Source organism: Lachnoclostridium sp. An169, assembly GCF_002160525.1.
Lineage (GTDB): Bacteria > Bacillota > Clostridia > Lachnospirales > Lachnospiraceae > Mediterraneibacter > Mediterraneibacter cottocaccae.
The window spans coordinates 86,010-108,301 of record NZ_NFKT01000006.1; the positions used below are offsets into that span (position 1 = coordinate 86,010).

The window sequence follows — 22,292 nt, forward strand, 5'->3', positions numbered from 1 at the left end:
AGATGTCAGAAGAAAGATACAATGCCATAGACCGGAACAACGATATAGATCAAAACAAAATAGTACAAAGCGAAAAGATTCTTAAGACATATTTCGGCTACGACTCCTTTCGTCCCGGGCAGGAGGAGATTATCGGCCAGATCCTCTCCGGCAGGGATGTCCTGGCAGTCATGCCTACCGGTGCGGGAAAATCGCTATGCTACCAGATTCCCGCGCTTCAGATGCCGGGGATCACGATCGTTGTGTCGCCTCTGATTTCTCTGATGATGGATCAGGTCAAGGCGCTCAATGAGGCGGGAGTCCATGCAGCTTATATTAACAGCTCACTGACGGAAACACAGACGGCAAAAGCTCTCGAACTGGCAAAAAACGGGAGATACAGGATCGTATATGTGGCACCGGAGCGGTTGGAAACGCCACGGTTCCTTGATTTTGCCTGTCATGCGGAAATATCCATGATCACGGTGGATGAGGCACATTGTATTTCCCAGTGGGGGCAGGATTTCCGGCCCAGTTATGTGAGGATTCTTGATTTTATCAGATGTCTTCCTGTTCGTCCGGTCGTTTCCGCCTTTACGGCAACGGCGACGGAGCGGGTCCGGAAAGATATCCGTTCCTCCCTGGGACTGGAGCATCCGTTTGAGACAGTGACGGGATTCGACCGGGAGAATCTTTACTTTGAAGTACAGAGGACGAAGGATAAGAAAAGCAATATTCGCAGCTATCTGGAGAATCACAGAGAGGAGAGCGGCATTATTTACTGCGCCACGAGGAAAGGTGTGGACGAGCTTTATCTGTATCTGGAAAATGAAGGATTTTCTGTGGGGCGTTATCATGCGGGCATGGGCGCGGATGCGAGAAAAACAAGCCAGGAAGATTTTATTTACGACCGGGTGAAGGTGATGATTGCCACCAATGCGTTCGGTATGGGAATCGATAAATCAAATGTGCGCTATGTTCTTCATTACAATATGCCCCAGAGTATGGAAAATTATTATCAGGAGGCAGGACGTGCGGGACGCGACGGGGAGCCTGCAGAGTGTATCCTGTACTATTCGCCTCAGGATATTGTGATTAACCAGTTCCTTCTGGATAATAAAGAAAATTATCAGGAGTATACAGGCGAGGAACTGCGTGTGATTCAGGAGCAGGATGCGCTGCGCCTGCGGAGAATGGAAAACTACTGTACGATGACGAAATGTCTGCGCCGGTACATTTTGAACTATTTCGGGGAAGAGGCACAGGAGACATGCGGAAACTGTTCCAATTGTCTGACAGAATTTGAGGAGATGGATGCCTCGGAAGCAGCAAAAGATGTGATCCGTTGTGTGAAAACCAGTGGACAGCGCTTCGGACTGAACATGATTGCCGGCACTCTGCTTGGTGAGAATACGGCAAAGATCCGGAACTACAGGATGGATGGAAATCCCGTTTATGCAAGGCAGAGCAAACTGGGGCAGACGCTGGTCAAAGAAGTGATCCGCACCATGCTGGAACAGGGATTTCTTACGCAGACAAAGGACAAGTATGCACTTCTGAAACTGACAGGAAAATCTGAACAGCTTCTGGAATCGGAAGAACCGTTCCCGATCTCTTACAGGAAAGAAGAGGAGAAGAATTTCGCCAGATCATCGAAGAAGAAATTCGCCCAGACAGCAGATCTGACGGAGAAGGGGAGAGAACTGTTCGAGGAACTGCGAAAACTGCGGGCTGAGCTTGCAAAGAAGAGGTCTGTTCCGCCCTATGTAGTAGCTTCCGATAAGACGCTGCGGGACATGTGTCTGCGAATTCCGCTTACTGAGGCGGAAATGCTGAATGTAAACGGGATGGGCGAGAAAAAAGTAAAGCAGTACGGCGCGGTGTTCATGGAAAAGCTGATGGAGATCACCGGAGGAGACAGAGAAGCCTGGGGAGCGGATATGACGCTCATAGAGGAAAACGGTACAGATGCGGCAGAAGCGGGTGGCAGAGAGGGGCAGACGGATGGATCTGAAGGCGGTCTTTCTCCACTGACGGAAAAGAAGAGAAAAGGGAAGAAAGAGGCATTTCACCTGACGGAGGAGATTCTGGCAGGGATTACTTACTCTTCTGAAACCACGATCAGTGATTTCGTTGCCATGATCAATGAACTGCGGGACGATAAGCAGATGAAACGGCTGACCATCAAATCCCTGACGGAAGAGCTTCTGGGAGAAGGAATCCTGGAGAGAAGGTATGAGGACGGTTATACAAGAACGGTTCTGACAGAGAAAGGGAAAGAAGCCGGGATCCGCGTGGATGTGAGGATGAGTGCAAAGGGGAATCCTTATGAGGTGATGATGTACTCGGAGAAGGGGCAGAGACATCTTGTGGAGCTGATGAAAAAAGATGAAAGAGCAAAGAAGAAATAAAATGCAGTTAAAGTGCCTGGACTTAAGGGTTCTGAACCGGGACGTCATCAAATATATTGCCATGTTTACCATGCTGTTAAATCACATTGCGAACATATTTCTGACGCCGGGAACCATCTCACATATGCTTCTTGTGGATATCGGATATTTTACAGCACCGGTGATGTGCTTTTTTCTGGTGGAAGGGTATCGTTATACTCATTCTAAAAAACGTTATGCCCTGAGGCTTTTCACTTTTGCTGTTATCTCAGAGTTCCCATTTTGTCTGGCATTCTCAGAGACATTTAACGGAGTGAGGGGAATCTCTTTCTGCGGGTTCAACATGATCTTTACTCTGTTTCTTTGTTTCTGCATCCTGCTTGTCCGGGAATATGTTATGGATGTGGGGATGAAAATGCTTCTGATTGCCGGACTGGTGATCTTTTCCCTGTTTTCTGACTGGGCGCTCCTGGCTCCGGTGTTTACCCTGCTTTTCGCATGGGCAGGGCAGGATCGGGAGAAGATAAAGCGGGCCTTTGTGATCGGTACGGCTTTGTTTGCGTTTTCCAGGTTTATGCCGGGAGCGGACGGGGCGGAAACACTGGCCAGTCTCGGAGAAGCGCTGTTGGCAGCAGGCGGCGTTGCCCTGGCGGGAATTGCGATTGTCTGTTTCTACAACGGGAAAAGAATGGAGAGAGGCAGGCTGTTTTCCAAGTGGTTTTTCTACCTGTTTTATCCGGGACATCTGTTGGTACTGGGGATGATCCGGATATGGGGACTTGTATAAAATATTCATATTTTTATATATATTTTTAAAATATAGACAAAAATATGAATAAAACTTGATTATTCGTTATTTCTGCTATATATTATAATTGTAGGAGGAGCGGATATGAGAGAGACAGGAAGCGTTAGTTTGTTTGTGGCCATCATCGCAGATATTAAGGATTCGAGGCACCTGGAAGAGCGAAAGAAAGTTCAGGAAAAACTGCGGGAAATACTGGATTCTTTGAACAGAAAGTACGAAAATGATATTGCAGCAAAATTTCTTATCACACTTGGAGATGAATTTCAAGGGCTTCTGCGCGGAGGCGAAAATGTTCTGAATATCATAGAGGAAATTAAGATGAATCTGTATCCGGTCAGGATGCGTTTTGGAATCGGAATCGGAAGCATCATAACAGATATCAATGAAGAAATGGCTCTGGGAGCGGACGGACCGGGATATTATTGCGCAAGGGAAGCTGTTGAGGTCCTGAAAGAGCGGGAAAAAAAGAACAAGGCGGTTCCGGCGGATATCTGCCTGAGAACGGAAGAAAATGATCACGGAAAAGAAGTGTTAGTTAATACAGTTTTTGAGCTGATGTATGTGGTAGAAAACGGTTGGACGAAACGGCAGAGAGAGATTATATGGGACATGCTGCTGTATCAGGATGGACAGAGGAATACAGCGGCCAGGCTCCAGGTTTCACAACCCACGGTTCAGAAAGCTCTTGCATCAGGAAACTATTATACTTATGAAAACGCCCTGAAAAATGTAGCAGGAATACTTGGAGATATACGAAATGATTAAATCAGTCTTTCTTATTCTATTAGGTGTGCATCTCCTTGGAGATTTTTATTTTCAGACGCAGAAAATGGCGGGCAGAAAGCGGATCAGGTTTTCGGGTACGCTCTTTCACAGTGCAGTATATGCCGTAACTGCGTGGATACTTTGCGCTGTTTTTATACCGGGGATGCAGTGGTCATATATCCTGGCGTATGAGGAATCTGACGATGACGGAATTCTGCAATACAGGGATCATCGCACTGTTTGAGGCGTTTGATCTACCGGGGATGACGGTTGTCAGATGGGCTGTGATTCTGCTGCTGATCCATAAACCGGCGAATATCCTGATTTCCAATATTCTTTCCGGATACAGGCCTTCGGACAAAATGAATCCTGATGTAAACGACAGAAATGCAGGGAGGATGATCGGAACACTCGAAAGAATTATTATGACGATTTTTCTTTCCATCAGCCAGTATTCCGCAGTAGGACTTGTGCTGACGGCAAAATCAATTGCCCGGTATGACAGGATATCAAAGGATCAGGCATTTGCCGAATATTATCTGTTGGGAACGCTTTTGAGCACGATTGTTTCCATAGTTGTCTCTCTGTTATTTCTTGCGTGAAATCCGGTGCGGCATTTGAGAAACGCTGTACCACAATCCGATCACAGGTCTGTTGACATAGGGGTGCGTCGTCTGATGCACCTTTTTCTATTGTATCCATTAATTTTGAAATGTTTAAAAATTTTTATGGATTTTTTGTAACATTAAGCAATTACGTGAGTTAATAAGGTGAAGGGGGGTGAAAGGCGTGGACTTTGAAGAAATCTACCGCTCCTGTTTCCGGGATGTTTTCCTCTATCTGCGGGGGCTTGCCCGGAATAAGGAGACTGCCGAGGAGATGGCTCAGGAGACGTTTCTGAAAGCGATGCGGGCTCTGGATACATTTGACGGATCAAAGGATATTAAGGCATGGCTGTTTACGATAGCGAGAAATACTTATTACACATACCGCAGACGTCAGAAAATCTATGTGGATGAAGAGCCGGACGAGAATACTGCGGATCCCAGGGCGGACTTTACAGAGAAACTTGCGGATGAAGAGAGCGCCTTTCGTGTCCACCGGTTTCTGCACGCCATGGAGGAGCCATATAAGGAAGTCTTCACTCTGCGCGTGTTCGGGGAGATGCCCTTTGAGCGGATCGGGCTCCTGTTCGGGAAAAGCGCCGGTTGGGCACGGGTGACATTTTACCGGGCAAAAAAGCAGATCCAGGAATATATGGCGGAGGAAGAGCCGTCAGGAGCAACGGAGAGAAGCATGGAAAAACAGAAATGCAGGAAAGAAGGTGACAGATCATGAAAAAAAACACTTGTAATATTATCCGGGATATTCTTCCACTTTATCTGGATGAGGTGGTGAGTGAGGATACCCGGGAGATGGTAGAAGAGCATCTGCAGACATGTGAAGCCTGCAGGCGGGAGGCAAAACTGATGAAAGCAGATGTGGTGCTTCCGGTCAATCCGGATGTGAGAATGAGCGAGAAGAAAGAACTGAAAAAATTCCGCTCCCTTTTCCGCCGAAAAAAGGTTATCGTTTCGCTGTTGTCGGCTGCGGCGGTTCTGGCCGTGATAATTGGAGGATACAGCTGGATGAATCTGAAGACAACGGTGATTCCCTACAGCAGTTCTCAGATTGCAGTGAAGGAAGTTGACGGCGAACTCTATGTATACTACCGGGGGGAGATTATGAAAGGAACAGTTGGATTTGACCCCCAGACGGTAACCATCGACGGGGAAAAGAAGACCATTGCGGCGTTCTATTTCTATTCTACTCCATGGTCACAGTATGTGGAGCCTTTCTTTTCCCGGATCATTGGAGAAAGAGGAGGCGAAAACCAGAGTACACTGGTACAGGTACTTGGAAGGGCAGACGAGATCGATGCGGTGTATTACGGGGAATTTGAGATGAATATGAATGAGCCCTGGAAGGAGATAATCCGTTCTGTTACAGAGGAATGTGAAGTGATATGGGAGAGGTGAGCCGGTATGGCAAAGGCGAAGTATATTCTTTCTTTTTCTGGGACTGTGGGTCCAGAGAGAATATTATGATGCATCTGAACTCATAAGATCTATAGTACCCCTTTTGCCGGTTCTGTGTTATATTAATTATCAGGTGTTAGACAAAAACAGAAACCGGTCCAACCGGGAAAGGAGTACTGACCATGAAGTTTTTTCATCTTTCCGATCTGCACATCGGCCTCCGGCTGATCAACCGGGATCTTCGGGAAGACCAGGAATATATACTGAACCAGATCACAGAGGCGGCATGCCGGGAGAAGCCAGACGCCATCGTCATTGCAGGGGACATTTACGACAAAGCGGTTCCTTCCGCAGAGGCGGTGGAATTGTTCGATCATTTTATCGCAGGATTGAGAAAGAACCTGCCGAATACGGAGGTGATGCTGATCAGCGGGAACCATGACAGCGGACCGCGGGTCAATTGTTTCCGCAGTGTTCTTTCAAAGCAGCAGGTTCATATGATCGGACTGCCGCCCCAGAGGGAGGATGAGTTTATTGAGAAAGTCACGCTGCAGGACGAATACGGCGGCGTGAATTTCTACCTGCTCCCCTTTGTGCGTCCTTCCATGATCAAGGCGGTGGTGGGCGTAGATGAAAACGGCAATAATCTTTCCTACAATGATACCGTACACCGCATGATTGAACGGGAGGGAATCGACCGGTCTCAGAGAAATGTGCTTGTGAGCCACCAGTTTTACCTGCCTGTAGGAAAACAGGCGGAGGATGTAGAACGGATGGATTCGGAGATCCGCACCGTAGGAAATATTGACGAGGTAAGCGGAGATATTCTGCAGCAGTTTGACTATGCGGCTCTTGGGCATATCCACAAGCCCATGAAAGTAGGGGATGAGTTCCACCGCTACTGCGGGACGCCCCTTGCATGCTCGGTGAGCGAGGCGGGACAGCAGAAAGGCATTGTTATGGTGGAAATGCGGGAAAAAGGAAATGTCACCACCTGTGTCCTTCCCCTGACACCCCTGCGGGAAGTAAAGGTTATCCGGGGAAACATGCGGGATGTTCTGGAGGAAGCGTGCGACGATTATGTGACTGTGGTGCTGACAGACCAGGTGGATCTGGATGTATTTGACATGCAGGACCGGCTGCGCAGCGCATTTCCCCATCTTCTGGAGATCCGCAGGGAAACGCTGCGGAAAGCGGACTACTCCAGAGAGTACAGCGTGCAGCAGGAGCTGGATCCCTTCGAGCTGTGCTGTGCATTTCTGAAAGACATCGATGAAGAGGAAAAGGCGGTTCTCCGGGATGTGATCAACACGATTCAGGAAACAGACGGCGGACAGGAGGTGGCAAAGCGATGAGACCGGTCAGACTTACCATGCAGGCATTCGGCTCCTACGGAAGACAGACGACCATTGATTTTGAGGCGGCAGATCAGAATCTTTTTCTTATCACCGGGGATACCGGGGCTGGAAAGACCACGATCTTTGATGCCATCGTCTTTGCTCTTTACGGGGAAGCAAGCTCCAGTACGAATAAGAAAGACGGCACGGAACTGCAGAGCCAGTATGTGGACAGCAGTGTACAGCCATTTGTGGAGCTTACATTTACAGAAGGACGGGGAGAAAATATCCGGGAATACACAGTCCGCCGGGTGCCCAGACATATCCGCCCTCTGAAACGCGGCAAGGGAGAGAAGGAGGAGAGCGAATCCGTTTCTCTGATCATGCCGGATGGAACGGAGTATCCGCCCAAAGAAACGGATCAGAAGCTGGAGGAGATCATCGGGCTTACCAAGAATCAGTTCATGCAGGTGGCCATGATCGCCCAGGGGGAATTCATGGAGCTTCTGCGGGCAAAATCGGATGACAAGAAAGTGATCTTCCGCAGGCTCTTCCATACGGAACTCTATCAGAAAATCGTGGAGGAACTGGCAGGGCGTAGGAGAGAAAAACAGAAGGATATCGCGCGGATCCGGACGGAATGCCAGACCGAGGCAGGACATATCGTGATACCGGATATGAGCGATACTGAAGAAAATTTCACCTGCGAAAACGCCGCGCGCCTGGAAATGTTGAAGAAGCGGATCATTTCCTCGGACAGGCTGTCCGTCTCAGACATGGAACAGCTTCTCGGAGAACTGCGCAGACTGTGCGATTTTCTGAAAAGCCGTACAGATAGTATTTCCCGGGAGTACGACGGGGCAAATAAAGAGTATCTGGAAAAGCGCGACGCTTACAACAATGCCCTGCAGCTTATCCGCCGTTTTGAGGAACTGGAACAGGCGGAGAAGGATCTTGCGGAGTGCGCGGATCTTGCGGAGAAAATGAAAGAGATTGGGAAAATAATTGCAGAGATCCAGGCGGCGTATGAGATTCAGGCAGTTTATGTGCGCTTTGAGGATGCTGAAAAGACCGTTTGGGAGATGAAGAAAAACCTGGAAGAACAGGAAAAGCAGATCCCCGGGCTTGAGGCATCTTATCAGAAAAATGCAGAAAATGAAATACATGCGGCAGAACTGCTGGAGCAGGAGAGCCAGTCTTTTACCCGGATTTCAGAGCGCGTGGAGAAAGCTCTGGATGTACTCTCAAGGATACGGAAGGCTCAGGAGCAGGTGAAAAAATCTGCCCGGGCACTGGATAAGGCAGAAGCGGAAAATAAAAGCGCTTCGCAGGCGGTCAAATCATTGGAGGAAAATGAAAAAATGTGGCGTGCCCAACAGGAAAGGCTTGGGGACGCGGAGGCACAGCTTGTCCGCTGGCAGGCGAAAAACGACAAGGCTTCAGAGATCGCCGGGGAGATTGCGGAGACGGAAAAATTGCAGTCCGAAGCAGAAGTTCAGCGGCGGAAGGCGGAGAAGGCCGGACAGATCTTTGTCCGTGCCAGTGAAGCATATGAGAAGAAAAATGAAGAATATGAAAATGTGCGCAGGATTTTCCTGAATACCCAGGCAGGATTCCTTGCCAGAGAGCAGCTCCGGCCCGGAAAGCCCTGCCCGGTCTGCGGTTCTCTGGATCACCCCCATCCCTGTGAGCTTTCGGAGGAACACCGGGATCTGAACCGCGAGACCGTGGATTTACTTGGAAAAGAAGCGGAGACATACCGGAAAGAGCAGGAGAAAGCGGCGGCAGACTCCCGGGCTGCTGCAGAGCTGCTCAAAGAGAAAGAGACGAATCTGAATACAGCCCTGGAGAAACTGAAACTCAGAATGAAAAACGGGGATGAGGAAGAATTTTCTCTTGAGAGGATGAAGGAAAAATTATCTGTCTGGAAACAGTCTCTGGTAAAGGAAGGATCTGTTATTCAGGAAAATGTCCGTGCCTTCCGGCAGCTTCAGAAGCAGCTCCGGCAGGTGGAAGAGGAAAAATCCCGCCGGAAAGAAAAGGCGGATCAGGCAGCACAGAATCTGATGCAGGCACAGGCTGAACTTGCAGGTGCCCAGGCAGAACTGAAAAGCCTGGAGAGTTCCCGGGACTTTGCGACAGAGGCGGAGGCATCCCACGTTCTGGCAGAGGCAAAACAGAAGAAAGATCAGGCGCAGGCTGCTTATGACCATGCAAAGAAAGCAGAACAGAGTGCAAAATCAGCTCTGGAAAATGCCCGTACACTGACAGAGCGCTATAAAAAGGAGCTTCCCCTGCAGGAGGAGACATGCGGGAAACGCCGGGATGAATATGAAAGTGTGATGACAGAGAAGGATCTGACTGAAACAGAGTGGAAAGATCTGACGGAGAAATATGAACGAAGTGAGACGGAGCGCCTGCAGAAGAAGATCGACGCTTACAACCAGAAGAAAACGGCTGCAGAGAGCCGGAAAGCCCTGGCAAAAGAAGCGATTGCTGATCAGAACCGCCCGGAACCGGAAGAGATCCGGGCAGCGAGGGATGCTGCGGAAAAACGTATGAACAGTCTGAAACAGGAACTGGAGACTGTCAGAACAGACTATAAAGCGGACGAGAACGTTTACCAGGCGCTTGCGCCGAAGATGGAAGAACGGGCAGAGATTATGGCAGAACACAAACGTCTGGATGACCTCTACAGCCTGCTTTCCGGAAACGTCACCGGTGCCCGTATGGATATCGAAACCTATGTACAGCGTTATTATCTTCAGCGGATTCTGTATGCGGCAAATGCAAGATTCCTGGACATGTCGGCAGGACAGTTTGAACTGCGGATGAGGGATATTGAAACAGCAGGAGCCGGGAAAAACAGGGGGCTTGACCTGATGGTTTACTCCAATGTGACCGGGAAAGAGCGGGAAGTGCGCACTCTCTCCGGCGGCGAATCGTTTATGGCGGCGCTGTCCCTTGCCCTTGGAATGGCTGACCAGATCCAGGAGAGCGCAGCGTCTGTGAACCTGGACGTCATGTTCATCGATGAGGGCTTCGGTTCTCTGGACGAGCACTCCCGGGATAAGGCAGTGCGGGTGCTCCAGGAGATGGCGGACGGTTCGAAGCTGATCGGGATCATCTCCCATGTGACGGAGCTCAAGCAGGAGATTGAGGATCAGCTGATTGTACGGAAGGATGAGGAGGGGAGCCATGTCAGGTGGCAGATCAGTTGAGATGTATTAGATATATAGGTTGGAGACTGGACGAATGTACGGAGTTGGAAATATTTGATTTTACATAGGAGGAACTGAAAAGCTGATGGGACATTTTTATTTTATCAGACATGGTCAGACGGTATGGAATGTTGAAAACAAAATCTGTGGCGCCACAGACATTCCGCTGACACAACTGGGACATGAACAGGCGATTGAAACTGGGAAAAAGATTGTTGAGGAAGGAATAACAGCAGATGAAATACTCTGCTCACCTCTCATCCGCGCGTCGGAAACAGCAAGACACATTTCGGAAATTACAGGGATCCCGATGCGTGTGGAACCGCGACTGAAAGAGCAGAATTTTGGAAAATGGGAGTCCACGCCGAGAGATGGCGCGGAGTTCAAAAAGGCAAAAGAATATTTCGCATGCAGTCACGGCAACGGCGAGTCCACTCTGCGTCTGGCACAGAGAATTTATAATCTTCTGGATGAACTGAAGGCAGAATCAGATGAAAAAACGTATATACTCGTAGCCCATAACGGAATTGCAAGAGTTGTGCAATCCTATTTTACAGATATGACCAACGAGGAATATGCTGCTTTCGGGGTGAAAAACTGCGCGGTAGTACGATACGATTTTTAGAATAAACGAAGGAAGAAGTTGGAGGTACCCCATGCCCTACAATGAACTTCTCAAAAATTTCAGCAAGATCCGCGATTACATGCGGGATTTCTACATTTACGGCTTCCGCACCCGTTCTGATTTCGGCGGGAAGATCAAAAGCGCGCGAAGCTACGACAATGAGCGCCGCCGGGTGGAGAGCTGGCTGGGCGGCGTTATGTCATTCCGGCGGGAGGCAGCGGGAAAGAGTGTGTTTCTGTCCGTGGACAACCGCACGGTTCCTCACAATCCCCTTTATCGGGCGTTCCGGACGAAAAGTTTTACAGACAATGACATTATGCTTCATTTTTACATACTGGATATCCTGTCGGATGGAGAGGCGCTGTCTTTCCGGAAGATCGCGGACCGGATTGCAGGGGAATATTTGTCTTATTTTGATGCGGCAGAACCGCCGGATGACTCTACCGTGCGCAACAAGCTGAAGGAATATATCGCGCTTGGTTTGTTGAAGATGGAGCGCAAAGGCCGGGAAATGCTCTATTCAATAAATCAGGAAAAATGGAGTCCGAAAGCCTGGCAAGACGCCCTGGCGTTTGCTTCCGAGGCAATGCCTCTGGGGGTGGTCGGTTCCTTTCTTCTTGACCGGTATGAGAAGAACCCGGAGTATTTCAGCTTCAAGCACCACTATCTGTTCGGCGCACTGGATGCGGAGATCCTTGAGGAACTGATGCTGTGCCGGAGGGGGCGAAGGCGTGCAGAGATTACTTTCCGGGCAAGGAGGAGTGAAAAGGATATGCAGGCAGAAGTTTTTCCGCTGAGGATTTATGTCAGCACCCGCACCGGGCGGGAGAATCTTCTTGCCTATAATTATCAGATCAGAAGACCGGGCATGTACCGGTTGGATCACATCCGGAAAGTGAAGGCGCTTGATTCGGAACCCGACTATGAAAGACTGGAGAGAGCAGGACGAAGTTTTGCAGAATATCTCTGGGGCACTTCATCCGGACCGGAAGGCAGCCGGGAGACCGAACACGTAGAGATGACACTGTACGTGGGAAAAGAGGAGCGTTTCATCGTGGACCGGCTGGAACGGGAGAAGAGAAACGGAACTGTGAGCAGGCTGGATGAAACCACGTATCTATACCAGACCGATGTCTATGACGCCCAGGAGATGCTTCCGTGGATCCGTACATTTACCGGGCGGATTATCCGTCTGGAATGTTCCAACGATTCAGTTGTCAGACGGTTTTATGACGATTATGCTCAGATGCAGCAAATGTATGAAACGGAAGCGGCAGATATATAAAGCGGGAAATGAAACGGAGGTGATTCCCATGGTGTTTCATGAAATATACGGGACCTATTACCAGACAGTTTCCGATATTCTGAAGGAGGCAGTGCAGGGAGAGATAACCGCTGAAAAAATCCGCCGGATCATCCGCGACAGAGCTTTTGAGGAGAGCAGTATCACAATCCCCCAGGCGCTGACAGACCAGTGGCACATTCTGACCAGTGACGGAAGAACACCGATCCGACATGTACCCCGGCTGCCGCTGACAGATCTTCAGAAGATGTGGATGAAAGCTCTCCTTCTGGATCCGAGGATCCGTCTGTTTGATCCGCCGCAGGATGAACTGGAGGATGTGGATCCTCTCTTTGAACCGGATTTCTTTTTCTGTTATGACCGGTATTCCGACGGGGATCCTTTTGAGGAGGAAGAATACATAGAACATTTCCGCCTGGTTCTTCTTGCTCTCCGGGAAAAAAGAAAGATGGAGATCGTGTTCCGCGGGAAGCAGGGAAGGCACAGACAGGTATATATCCCGGACCGGCTGGAGTACTCTTCCAAGGATGACAAGTTCCGGCTGGCCGCCCATACAGAGGGGCATGTTCCCTATATGATCAATCTGGCACGGATCCGGCAGATTGCCCTTCTGGAGGAGGTAAAGCCGGATGAAGCAGAGGCTCCCCCGGAGAAGAAAGATATGGTCATCATGGAGCTGACGGACGAGCGCAACTCCCTGGAACGTGCTATGCTTCATTTTTCAGATCTGGAAAAGGAAACGGTAAAACTGGATGATCTACATTACCGGATTACCCTTTCCTACCGGAGGGAGGATGAAACCGAGCTGCTGATCCGCATCCTCTCTTTCGGCCCGACAATCAAAGTGACGGCTCCGGATTCTTTTATCCGCCTGATCCGTCAGAGACTGAACAAACAGAAAAGTTACGGACTTAAGTGAGAGTTCGTAACTTTTTTTCCATGATAAGTCCCTTTTTAGCTGCTACAATGAAGTCATCCCGAAAGGTACCGACAGCAGAAATAAGATTCAGGAAGATTATGGAATGTCTGCCGGTTATACCGCAGAGGAAAACGAAACGGTACCTTGTCACGGGATAACGGAAAAAGAGCAGAAGAGGAGGAGTTTTGATGTTGAACAGTCTGAAAAAAGAAGCGGGAATAACAAGAACAGAAAACGGGGCGGCGACATACCTGTCCACCGGATCCGAATGTCTGGATCTGTTTGCAGCAGCCGGAGCCCTCCGCTCTGCATCAGAAGAAGATATGATCCGCCGTTTTATCCGTGCTTATGCCGAGGATGCTGCACTTGCGGTAAAAATACTGTTTTTTGCCAGAGATATCCGGGGCGGGCTTGGCGAGAGAAGAACGTTCCGCGTGATATTCCGCTGGATGGCTGACCACGAGCCGGAGTCCGTCCGCAGGAATATTCCATGGGTTGCAGATTACGGAAGATTTGACGACCTGCTGGTTCTGTTGGGAACGGCGTGTGAACCGGATATGGTGTCCTACATAAAAGAACAGCTGAAAAATGACCTGGAGGTGCTGGAAGGAAACGGTCAGGTTTCCCTGCTTGGCAAATGGCTGCCCTCTGTAAATGCATCCTGCCGCAATACGGTAAAAACAGCAAAGAAACTTGCCCGGCTCCTGGGAATGAGCGAGGCAGAATACCGGAAAACATTGACAGTATTGCGCGCACGGATCCGGATTATTGAAAATAATCTCCGGGAGAAGGATTATACATTTGATTATGAGAAACAGCCGTCGAAAGCGCTGTACAAATATCGGAAGGCGTTTCTGCGAAACGACCGGGAGAGGTATGTCCAGTTCCTGGAAAAAGCGTCGGAAACATCCGGAACCATGCACACAGGCACACTCACACCGTATGATGTGATATCCCCGTTGATTTCTGCGTACGTTGGAACGGCATTTTGGGAAGAAAAGCGGCCGGAACCGGTATTTTCAGAAGAAGAGCGCCGTGCCATGGATGTGACGTGGAATGCGTTGGAAGATTTTACCGATGATGGAACAGGAAAAAGCCGGAACAGGAATGCCCTGGCTGTTGTGGACGGTTCCGGTTCCATGTACTGGGGAGGAAAACCCCTCCCGGCGGCTGTGGCACAGTCGCTTGGAATTTATTTTGCCGAGCACTGCAAAGGTGTGTTTCACAATCATTTTATCACGTTTGGAGCCAGACCGCAGCTGGTTGAGGTAAAAGGAAGGGACATTGTGGAAAAAGTGCGCTACTGTATGCAGTTTGACGACTGCAGCAATACGGATCTTATGAAGGTCTTTGAACTTCTGATCCGGACGGCGGTAAAATACCGGATTCCGAAAGAAGAGATGCCTGCAAGACTGTACATCATTTCAGATATGGAATTTGACTGCTGTCAGAATGTTTCCGTGACGAATTTCCAGGCTGCCCGGGAGCTGTTCCGGGAACATGGATATCAGATCCCGCAGATTGTTTTCTGGAATGTGCAGAGCCGGAACATTCAGCAGCCTGTCAGGGAGAATGAACAGGGCGCGGTACTGGTATCCGGGTGCAGTCCGCAGATCTTCGGCCTGCTGAAAAATGACCGGCTGGATCCCCGGCATTTTATGCTACAGGTGCTTTTGTCTGAGCGGTATGAGAAAATTACGGCATAAAGTCAGAAAGGGAAAAATCATGTTTGAGATAAAAGGGAAAGTAAACACTGCCCTCTGCTATGCGTCCCTGGTGGAAGAGGAGGCAGTGGAGCAGATCCGCCGTATGTGCGATTATCCCATAACGGAGGGGTCGCGGATCCGGATTATGCCGGATGTACATGCCGGAAAGGGATGCACCATCGGTACTACGATGACGGTTCGGGACAAAGTTGTGCCAAATGTTGTCGGCGTGGACATCGGATGTGGGATGTACACGGTGAAACTGGCGGAAAAAGAGATAGATTTTGAAAAACTGGACGAGGCGGCGCACTTCATCCCCTCCGGGAAAAAGGTATGGGAAGGAAGACAGGAGCGGTTTGATCTGCAGGAGCTTTGCTGCTACCGGTATCTGAAAGATTCCAAAAGACTTCAGCGGAGCCTGGGGACTCTCGGGGGCGGCAATCATTTCATCGAGGTAGACCAGGCTTCCGACGGGACGAAATATCTGGTGATCCATTCCGGCAGCAGGAATCTGGGAAAACAGGTGGCGGAGCTGTACCAGAAGCTTGCCATAGATCTGGATAAGGGAATCGGCGAGTATCTCGAAGCCAGAGAGGAACTTATCCGTACCTATAAAGAGCAGGGGAGAAGAAAAGAGATCCAGAACGCCTTAAAAGAGTTGAAATGGGATCAGGAGCAGAAGCAGTCAGAGATTCCGGAAGACCTCTGTTTCCTTTCCGGAAAATATATGGAGGAATACCTGCATGACGTGGAGATCTGCCAGAGATTTGCCGCGAGGAACCGGGAGAAGATGGCGGAGATTCTCCTCTCACGGACCGGGCTTCATGCAGTGGAGGCGGAGGCGTTTCATACAATCCACAACTACATTGACACAGAGGAGATGATCCTGCGGAAAGGCGCAATCGCAGCCCATGCCGGTGAGAAAGTACTGATCCCCGTCAACATGCGCGACGGTTCCGTACTTGCTGTGGGAAGGGGGAATCCGGAGTGGAACTACTCTGCACCTCATGGGGCAGGAAGAGTGATGTCGCGGACGAAAGCGAAAGAGACACTGGACATGGAGCAGTACCGGGAGATGATGGAGGGAATCTATACTACATCTGTTAATGAGAAGACACTGGACGAGGCGCCCATGGCATATAAGGCGCTGGGGGACATTATTGATGTGATCCATGAGGCTGTGGATGTAATCGAGGTACTGAAACCGGTTTATAATTTCAAGGCATCAGACTGAAAGGTTTTTCGGAACTAAATAGAATATAATTGTTATAAGAGCCTGTTATGTGATAGAATAGGTGTGGCAGTGAGGAGAAAGATTTTTCTCCTGCTGTCATAACATGAATTACATAACAGGCTCTTTTACGGAAAGAGAATAAGAAAACAGGGAGGAAATTTATGCCGGTTTACGACTTTAACAATACACCGGAGCCGTCGAAAGAGGCTCAGTGTACGTATGAAATATTTTTTACCAGTGAGCATCAGGCGTCGGCGGAGCATCCGATTCTGGTTCTGGACAACAGTGCCGGAGCATTGCGGCATCACACCAACGGGATATTTAGCAATCCCATACGAAAGACTGCATTTGAATGTAAAAGTGAGGAGGGCACGGTAAGCGCGGATATCCGGAAGATTGATGCAAGGTTCGTGAGCCTTTTAAAATGGCTCGGTGAAAACCACATCAATGTGCGGCTCTCCGGAGCGGACATGCCGGACGGATACGCGGTCTACAAGATCCGCGAGACGGCTTTCGGTACAGGCTCAAAGCTTTCGGCGGAGGATGGATTTCTGCAGTATATGATTGAGCGTCTGCTCTCAAGCGACGCCCCGCCGGAAGAACTGCCGGACGAGGAAGAAGAGGAGAGCGGCGACCGGATGAAGATCACAAGCATCCAGAGCATTACGGATTTCCTCAACTGTGCGGGAAGAACTCTGCCTGACAACATCCGCCTCTGGGCCAGGAGAAATCTGGCAGTAGCCCGCTCCAATGAAGTGTCGGCGGAGGAGAGACGTCATGCTCAGAGAGCCCTTTCCATTATGCTGAACATTCAGTGGAAGGGCAATTATTTCCCGCCGGTTGACCCGGATGAGGCGCGCAGGATTCTTGACGAGGAGCTGTACGGGATGGAGCGGGTGAAACAGCGGATTATCGAGACGATTATCCAGATCAACCGGACCCATACGCTTCCTGCTTACGGACTGCTGCTTATCGGTCCTGCCGGGACGGGAAAATCACAGATTGCCTATGCGGTGGCGCGGATTCTGAAGCTGCCCTGGACGACGCTGGACATGAGTTCCATCAGTGATCCGGAACAGCTGACCGGAAGCTCCCGGATCTATGCCAACGCCAAGCCGGGGATCATTATGGATGCGTTTTCCATGGCGGGAGAGTCCAACCTGGTGTTTATCATCAATGAACTGGACAAGGCTTCTTCGGGAAAAGAACACGGGAATCCCGCGGATGTGCTCCTGACGCTGCTTGACAATCTCGGATTTACCGACAATTATATCGAATGCATGATTCCCACGGTGGGTGTCTATCCGATTGCCACGGCCAACGACAAAGACCAGATCAGCGCTCCGCTTATGTCGCGTTTTGCCGTGATTGAGATCCCGGATTATACTGTGGAGGAGAAGAAAGTCATTTTCTCCAGATATGCGCTTCCGAAAGTGCTGGGAAGGATCGGCATGCGGGAGAACGAGTGCACGCTGACAGAAGACGGGCTTGATGCTGTGATAGAACTTCACAGAAATACAAGCGGGATCCGTGACCTCGAGCAGGCTGCTGAACATCTTGCGGCAAATGCACTGTACCAGATCGAGGTAAAACATGTGAAGAAAGTGGTGTTTGACCGGAAGATGGTGCAGGAGCTGTTAGGCTGAAGTTTAAAATAGCAAATGAAGATAGTAATAGAATCAGAGAAGGAGAAAAAAATGAAAATCGCAGTAACTTATGACAATGGAAATGTATTTCAGCATTTTGGAAGAACGGAGTTTTTCAAAGTATACGAAGTTGAGGACAATAAGATTGTTTCCAGTGAGATAATTGGTTCCAACGGCACCGGACACGGAGCTCTGGCCGGGCTTCTGGCGGACCAGTCTGTGGATGTGCTGATCTGCGGCGGTATCGGCGGCGGAGCCCAGGCAGCTCTCGCTGAGGCGGGGGTAGAACTGTGTGCCGGGGCACAGGGGAATACGGACGAGGCAGTAGAAGCCTACCTGAAAGGGGAACTGGTATCTTCCGGAGCGAACTGTGATCATCATCACGGGGAAGGACACTCCTGCGGGGATCATGAGGACGGACACGGCTGTGGAGGCCATGGAGAGGGACATTCCTGCGGAGGACACGGAGACGGACACTCCTGCGGCGGTCATGGGGAAGATCACTCCTGCGGAGAGAATAGCGGAGAAAACGACAGCTCCCACGCAGCCCTGACAGGACGCAATGTGGGAAAAACGTGCCGTACCCATTACAGAGGTACATTTAATGACGGCACACAGTTTGACTCTTCCTATGACCGCGGAGAGCCGCTGGAGTTCGTCTGCGGTGCCGGTCAGATGATCCGCGGGTTTGACGCTGCGGTGGCTGACATGGAAGTGGGGCAGGTAGTGGATGTTCATCTGATGCCGGAGGAGGCTTACGGCATGCCGGATCCCAATGCGGTCTTTACAGTAGAGATCGCGCAGCTTCCGGGCTCGGAGGATCTGACAGTGGGGCAGCAGGTCTATCTGTCCAACCAGTACGGACAGCCTTTCCCGGTCAAGGTAACGGCAAAGGAAGAGAAGACAATCACCTTTGACGCCAACCATGAGATGGCAGGAAAAGAGCTGAACTTCCGCATTGAACTGGTGGAAGTGAAATAGTATGGCACTCTATGCACTGGGTGATCTCCATCTCAGTTTTCAGGTGGATAAACCAATGGATGTGTTCGGCAGTGTCTGGAAGCATCACGAGAGGAAGATAGAAAAATATGTCAGGAAAACGGTAAAGGACGAAGACACTCTCGTCCTTACCGGAGACCATTCCTGGGGCAGGAAACTTCCGGAGTGCCGGGAAGATCTGGCTTTCATCGAAAATCTTCCCGGACGAAAGATCCTGCTCCGCGGGAACCATGACATGTTCTGGGATGAAAAAAAGACACCGGTTCTGAATAAGGAATATGAAGGGCGGCTTTTTTTTCTCCAGAATAATTTTGCCGTCTATAAGGATTATGCTCTGGTGGGGACGAAGGGGTTCACTTTTGAAGGACCTTTCTACCTGGACCGATGGGGGAATATTACGGGTTGGGATGAGGAGAGGGAAGCGCATGCAAAAAAACTGGTGGACCGGGAAATGAAGCGCCTCCGGGAGTCTTTCCGAAAGGCAGAAGAGGCGGGATACCGGAAATATATCATGTTTCTCCACTATCCGCCTACGAATATCCTGGAAGATACATCTCCGTTTACAGAGATCGCGGAAGAGTACCATGTCCACACGGTTGTGTATTCCCACTGCCATGGGGAAAGCCGGTTCGGAGACAGCATCCGGGGCGAATACCGGGGCGTGCGTTATATGCTCGTGTCCGGGGATTATCTGAACTTCCGCCCGGCGTTGCTTCTCGAGTAAAATTCAGCTTATTTCAGCGTGGAACTGTTATTCAGCAGCAGGGTACTGTAGAGCATCAGTACATCCTTTCCGGAGAAATCTACGAACTGCCCCAACAGTTCCGGGCTGATATAGCGGATGTCAATGAGCGTCACCCGGGAATAATCGCGGACGAGCAGTGGGATAATACTGCTTCCGAAAGAATCCCGGAAGACGATCAGCTCTTTCCCTTCAGGGGCATCCGGATTCTCGACGATCTGGAGCGCGCGGGCGCCGGAGAGAAACACATCGTACAGATCTTTGCTGTCCAGTTTGCTCATGTCATAGACTTCCGTGTATTTTTCGCTTTCGCAGTCATATACCCTGCATTTGTCAAGAAGATCATTTTTCAGAACTGTGATATGATCCGGCTCCAGGGGCAGAGCCGCCTGTCCGCAGTACACGCCGTAGAAAGGGCGTGAGAGTGTGACAGGGGTAAAATCTTCCTCCGCAGGAGAAGCAACGCCAAGCGCCTCGCAGAGCCGGGATGCCGCAGGGAACAGGGACTCCTGTTTCCAATGGGTATCTGTCCGGTAATAATCGTCTGCAGAGAGGACGTCCGTCAGGTCAATGTGCTCTGCCCAGGGCACTCCCTTACGTACCATGGAAAAGAGCGTTCCGTAATCCATGGAGAGCTGCCCGCAGGTTTCCGCCAGGTAATAATTCTTATCCGGAATAACTGCCATATAGACCCGGGAATCCGCAAGATAAGAGTCATGCAGATATTCAAACCGTTCCAGGGCGTAAGAAACAGAGCCTTCCCGAAGCGGATATTCCTGCCGGGATGCCTGCCCTTTGGAAAGATAAATGCCGTTGTTGTCCTTCTGCCCCAGAACATAATAAGAAACCTCTGCCTTGACAGAGCGGAAGGCGTCACGCAGAGGAAACTGATCCACGGCATATGCTTCAAAATCACTGATAAATTTTCCGCTTAAGAAACTCTGTGCCGTAAAATCGGGCATCTGCGCCAGAGAGCGGCGCTCTGCATCGGAAAATTCCCGGGACGGAGAGAACCAGACCGCTCCGGTAAGAACTGCCCACAGTATCATCACAGGGACAGCGTACCATATCTTTTTCATGCGCACCTCCTCGAAAAATTTCCCATGAAATATCTCATATTAAAACAGACGATTTAAAATCTGAAATACAGAAACGGACTGAAAGATCCGTCTGCCAGATATCCGGTGCAGACGATCAACAGTCCTGCCATGGCGAGCATCTGCAAAATCCCTGAAAATACCGATGCCGTCCCTTTTAAAATCCGCAGGGCGGACTTCCGCACAAGCGGAGTGGAGCCGATGACGCCCAGGAGAAAAAGCAGGGCATAGCTTCTCAAGTAGTACAGTGTTTCACCGGAAACGACAGGCAGTCCGCCGAACCCGAACATACAGGCAAAATCCGATCCCGCCTGGGAGAGGCTCCCGGCATTGAAGAGCACAAATCCGAGCATCACTGCCAGCAGTACATAGCAGTGGCGGAGACAGGAAGTGATTATCTTTGCTGCCGTTTTTTTATCCGGATTTACAGGCGGATTTACAGTAAATCTTTCAGCAAATTTCTCAATCAGGAGCAGCACGGCGTAAAACAGCCCCCACAGTACAAAATTCCAGGCTGCTCCATGCCAGAGCCCGGTGAGCATCCAAACCACAAGGATGTTGAACACCCATCGTTTTCTGCTGACCCTGCTGCCGCCAAGAGGAATGTACACATAATCCCGAAACCAGGTGCCCAGACTGATGTGCCAGCGGCGCCAGAATTCAGTGATGCTTCCGGACAGATAGGGATAGTTGAAATTCTCCAGGAACCGGAAGCCGAGAATCCGTCCGAGTCCGATGGCCATATCCGAGTAACCGGAAAAATCAAAATAGATATTCAGGGTAAATGCTGCGGCATACATCCAGTAAAAGAGCACAGAAGGCTCGGAACTTTCGCGGAACAGGCGGATCAGCAGGGCAAAGCTGTCTGCCAGGATGACCTTCTTTCCCAGGCCCGTCAGGAAACGTTGAAGTCCCAGAGCCGCATCTTCCCAGCTGTGCGTGCGTCTGTCAAGCTCCCGCGCCACGTCCACATAGCGGACAATGGGACCGGCGATGAGCTGTGGAAAGAGGGAGACATAAGTGCCGAAGCGGATCAGATTTCGCTGTGCCGGAACCTCTCCCCGGTAAACGTCGATCGTATAACTTAATGACTGGAAAGTATAGAAGCTGATGCCGACAGGAAGGGCGATTTTCAGCAGCGGAAGCCCCAGACCGGCGACAGTGTTAAAACTGCTGATGAAGAAATCTGCATATTTGAAGATTCCCAGCAGCCCCAGACCGACCGCAGCAGAAAGGATCAGCCAGAATTTCTTCTGCCCCTGCGCCGGTGCATGTTCTATGGCAAGTCCGCACAGATAAAATAAAAGGATGGTAAATACCATCAATGCAAGAAGACGCGGTTCTCCCCAGCCGTAGAAGAACAGGCTGGAGAGAAACAGAACCACATTTTTCCATTTCCGGGGACTGAGAAAATAGATCAGCAGTACCCCGGGAAGAAAATAGTATAAGAACGGGATGCTTGAGAAAACCATGAAAGGCTCCTTTCAGACTATTGTCAGGTCG

19 protein-coding genes are annotated in these 22,292 nt (G+C 50.2%); 17 read left to right on the forward strand and 2 right to left on the reverse strand.

Annotated features, from left to right (window positions below; translation table 11 throughout):
* Window positions 1-2: 2 nt before the first annotated feature.
* The 17 genes from recQ to B5F07_RS06470 all read left to right on the forward strand — a co-directional run bounded on the left by recQ (window position 3) and on the right by B5F07_RS06470 (window position 19,674).
* Entirely contained in the window at window positions 3-2,390 is a 2,388-nt protein-coding gene (gene recQ / locus B5F07_RS06390) for a DNA helicase RecQ (RefSeq protein WP_087160518.1), read from the forward strand.
* The gene (locus B5F07_RS06395; RefSeq protein WP_242972450.1) at window positions 2,368-3,156 is read left to right on the forward strand and encodes a TraX family protein; all 789 of its coding nucleotides are present in this window, start codon (window positions 2,368-2,370) and stop codon (window positions 3,154-3,156) included. Before recQ ends, B5F07_RS06395 begins: the two co-directional genes overlap by 23 nt.
* A gap of 105 nt (window positions 3,157-3,261) precedes the next feature.
* Window positions 3,262-3,942, forward strand: coding sequence for a SatD family protein (locus B5F07_RS06400; RefSeq protein ID WP_087160446.1), 681 nt, complete (start codon window positions 3,262-3,264; stop codon window positions 3,940-3,942).
* On the forward strand, window positions 3,935-4,186 hold the full coding sequence (locus B5F07_RS23665; RefSeq protein WP_087160447.1) for a DUF3307 domain-containing protein: 252 nt from the start codon (window positions 3,935-3,937) through the stop codon (window positions 4,184-4,186). The genes B5F07_RS06400 and B5F07_RS23665 overlap by 8 nt, the downstream gene beginning before the upstream one ends.
* Window positions 4,146-4,544 carry a hypothetical protein gene (locus B5F07_RS22805; protein ID WP_204248822.1) on the forward strand — a complete coding sequence of 133 codons (399 nt, stop codon included), beginning with the start codon at window positions 4,146-4,148 and terminating at the stop codon, window positions 4,542-4,544. Before B5F07_RS23665 ends, B5F07_RS22805 begins: the two co-directional genes overlap by 41 nt.
* A gap of 187 nt (window positions 4,545-4,731) precedes the next feature.
* Window positions 4,732-5,280: an RNA polymerase sigma factor gene (locus B5F07_RS06415; protein ID WP_087160520.1), complete on the forward strand. Its 549-nt coding sequence runs from the start codon at window positions 4,732-4,734 to the stop codon at window positions 5,278-5,280.
* Window positions 5,277-5,960, forward strand: a complete 684-nt coding sequence (locus tag B5F07_RS06420) for a zf-HC2 domain-containing protein (RefSeq protein ID WP_087160448.1) — start codon at window positions 5,277-5,279, stop codon at window positions 5,958-5,960. Before B5F07_RS06415 ends, B5F07_RS06420 begins: the two co-directional genes overlap by 4 nt.
* A 182-nt stretch (window positions 5,961-6,142) precedes the next feature.
* On the forward strand, window positions 6,143-7,315 hold the full coding sequence (locus tag B5F07_RS06425) for an exonuclease SbcCD subunit D (RefSeq protein WP_087160449.1): 1,173 nt from the start codon (window positions 6,143-6,145) through the stop codon (window positions 7,313-7,315).
* Window positions 7,312-10,518 (forward strand): AAA family ATPase, encoded by a 3,207-nt coding sequence (locus B5F07_RS06430; RefSeq protein WP_087160450.1) that lies wholly within the window; start codon window positions 7,312-7,314, stop codon window positions 10,516-10,518. Before B5F07_RS06425 ends, B5F07_RS06430 begins: the two co-directional genes overlap by 4 nt.
* A gap of 85 nt (window positions 10,519-10,603) precedes the next feature.
* A complete protein-coding gene (locus B5F07_RS06435; protein ID WP_087160451.1) occupies window positions 10,604-11,143 on the forward strand; it encodes a histidine phosphatase family protein in 540 nt (179 codons plus the stop codon).
* Between the two features lie 31 nt (window positions 11,144-11,174).
* Window positions 11,175-12,428, forward strand: coding sequence for a WYL domain-containing protein (locus tag B5F07_RS06440; protein WP_087160452.1), 1,254 nt, complete (start codon window positions 11,175-11,177; stop codon window positions 12,426-12,428).
* 28 nt (window positions 12,429-12,456) lie between these two features.
* The gene (locus tag B5F07_RS06445; RefSeq protein ID WP_087160521.1) at window positions 12,457-13,365 is read left to right on the forward strand and encodes a WYL domain-containing protein; all 909 of its coding nucleotides are present in this window, start codon (window positions 12,457-12,459) and stop codon (window positions 13,363-13,365) included.
* A gap of 188 nt (window positions 13,366-13,553) precedes the next feature.
* On the forward strand, window positions 13,554-15,071 hold the full coding sequence (locus tag B5F07_RS06450; protein ID WP_087160453.1) for a DUF2828 family protein: 1,518 nt from the start codon (window positions 13,554-13,556) through the stop codon (window positions 15,069-15,071).
* A gap of 19 nt (window positions 15,072-15,090) precedes the next feature.
* Entirely contained in the window at window positions 15,091-16,305 is a 1,215-nt protein-coding gene (locus B5F07_RS06455; RefSeq protein WP_087160454.1) for an RtcB family protein, read from the forward strand.
* 161 nt (window positions 16,306-16,466) lie between these two features.
* Window positions 16,467-17,951 carry an AAA family ATPase gene (locus B5F07_RS06460; protein WP_087160455.1) on the forward strand — a complete coding sequence of 495 codons (1,485 nt, stop codon included), beginning with the start codon at window positions 16,467-16,469 and terminating at the stop codon, window positions 17,949-17,951.
* 51 nt (window positions 17,952-18,002) lie between these two features.
* Window positions 18,003-18,932: a NifB/NifX family molybdenum-iron cluster-binding protein gene (locus B5F07_RS06465; RefSeq protein WP_087160456.1), complete on the forward strand. Its 930-nt coding sequence runs from the start codon at window positions 18,003-18,005 to the stop codon at window positions 18,930-18,932.
* A gap of 1 nt (window position 18,933) precedes the next feature.
* Window positions 18,934-19,674 (forward strand): metallophosphoesterase, encoded by a 741-nt coding sequence (locus B5F07_RS06470; protein ID WP_087160457.1) that lies wholly within the window; start codon window positions 18,934-18,936, stop codon window positions 19,672-19,674.
* Between the two features lie 8 nt (window positions 19,675-19,682).
* Here B5F07_RS06470 and B5F07_RS06475 read toward each other — a convergent pair whose 3' ends face one another.
* Window positions 19,683-20,771 (reverse strand): DHHW family protein, encoded by a 1,089-nt coding sequence (locus B5F07_RS06475; protein ID WP_242972451.1) that lies wholly within the window; start codon window positions 20,769-20,771, stop codon window positions 19,683-19,685.
* Window positions 20,772-20,824: 53 nt separating this feature from the next.
* Window positions 20,825-22,261 (reverse strand): MBOAT family O-acyltransferase, encoded by a 1,437-nt coding sequence (locus tag B5F07_RS06480; RefSeq protein WP_087160458.1) that lies wholly within the window; start codon window positions 22,259-22,261, stop codon window positions 20,825-20,827.
* Window positions 22,262-22,292: the final 31 nt, after the last annotated feature.

Excerpts from the sequence above, each read along its gene's own strand:
- B5F07_RS06420 (WP_087160448.1), top strand. The coding sequence starts at position 5,277 with ATGAAAAAAAACACTTGTAATATTATCCGGGATATTCTTCCACTTTAT.
- B5F07_RS06395 (WP_242972450.1), top strand. The coding sequence starts at position 2,368 with ATGAAAGAGCAAAGAAGAAATAAAATGCAGTTAAAGTGCCTGGACTTA.
- recQ (WP_087160518.1), top strand. The coding sequence starts at position 3 with ATGTCAGAAGAAAGATACAATGCCATAGACCGGAACAACGATATAGAT.
- B5F07_RS06400 (WP_087160446.1), top strand. The coding sequence starts at position 3,262 with ATGAGAGAGACAGGAAGCGTTAGTTTGTTTGTGGCCATCATCGCAGAT.
- B5F07_RS06475 (WP_242972451.1), bottom strand. The coding sequence starts at position 20,771 with ATGAAAAAGATATGGTACGCTGTCCCTGTGATGATACTGTGGGCAGTT.
- B5F07_RS06445 (WP_087160521.1), top strand. The coding sequence starts at position 12,457 with ATGGTGTTTCATGAAATATACGGGACCTATTACCAGACAGTTTCCGAT.
- B5F07_RS22805 (WP_204248822.1), top strand. The coding sequence starts at position 4,146 with ATGACGGAATTCTGCAATACAGGGATCATCGCACTGTTTGAGGCGTTT.
- B5F07_RS06480 (WP_087160458.1), bottom strand. The coding sequence starts at position 22,261 with ATGGTTTTCTCAAGCATCCCGTTCTTATACTATTTTCTTCCCGGGGTA.
- B5F07_RS06470 (WP_087160457.1), top strand. The coding sequence starts at position 18,934 with ATGGCACTCTATGCACTGGGTGATCTCCATCTCAGTTTTCAGGTGGAT.
- B5F07_RS06460 (WP_087160455.1), top strand. The coding sequence starts at position 16,467 with ATGCCGGTTTACGACTTTAACAATACACCGGAGCCGTCGAAAGAGGCT.
- B5F07_RS06440 (WP_087160452.1), top strand. The coding sequence starts at position 11,175 with ATGCCCTACAATGAACTTCTCAAAAATTTCAGCAAGATCCGCGATTAC.
- B5F07_RS06435 (WP_087160451.1), top strand. The coding sequence starts at position 10,604 with ATGGGACATTTTTATTTTATCAGACATGGTCAGACGGTATGGAATGTT.
- B5F07_RS06455 (WP_087160454.1), top strand. The coding sequence starts at position 15,091 with ATGTTTGAGATAAAAGGGAAAGTAAACACTGCCCTCTGCTATGCGTCC.
- B5F07_RS06425 (WP_087160449.1), top strand. The coding sequence starts at position 6,143 with ATGAAGTTTTTTCATCTTTCCGATCTGCACATCGGCCTCCGGCTGATC.
- B5F07_RS23665 (WP_087160447.1), top strand. The coding sequence starts at position 3,935 with ATGATTAAATCAGTCTTTCTTATTCTATTAGGTGTGCATCTCCTTGGA.
- B5F07_RS06430 (WP_087160450.1), top strand. The coding sequence starts at position 7,312 with ATGAGACCGGTCAGACTTACCATGCAGGCATTCGGCTCCTACGGAAGA.
- B5F07_RS06465 (WP_087160456.1), top strand. The coding sequence starts at position 18,003 with ATGAAAATCGCAGTAACTTATGACAATGGAAATGTATTTCAGCATTTT.
- B5F07_RS06450 (WP_087160453.1), top strand. The coding sequence starts at position 13,554 with ATGTTGAACAGTCTGAAAAAAGAAGCGGGAATAACAAGAACAGAAAAC.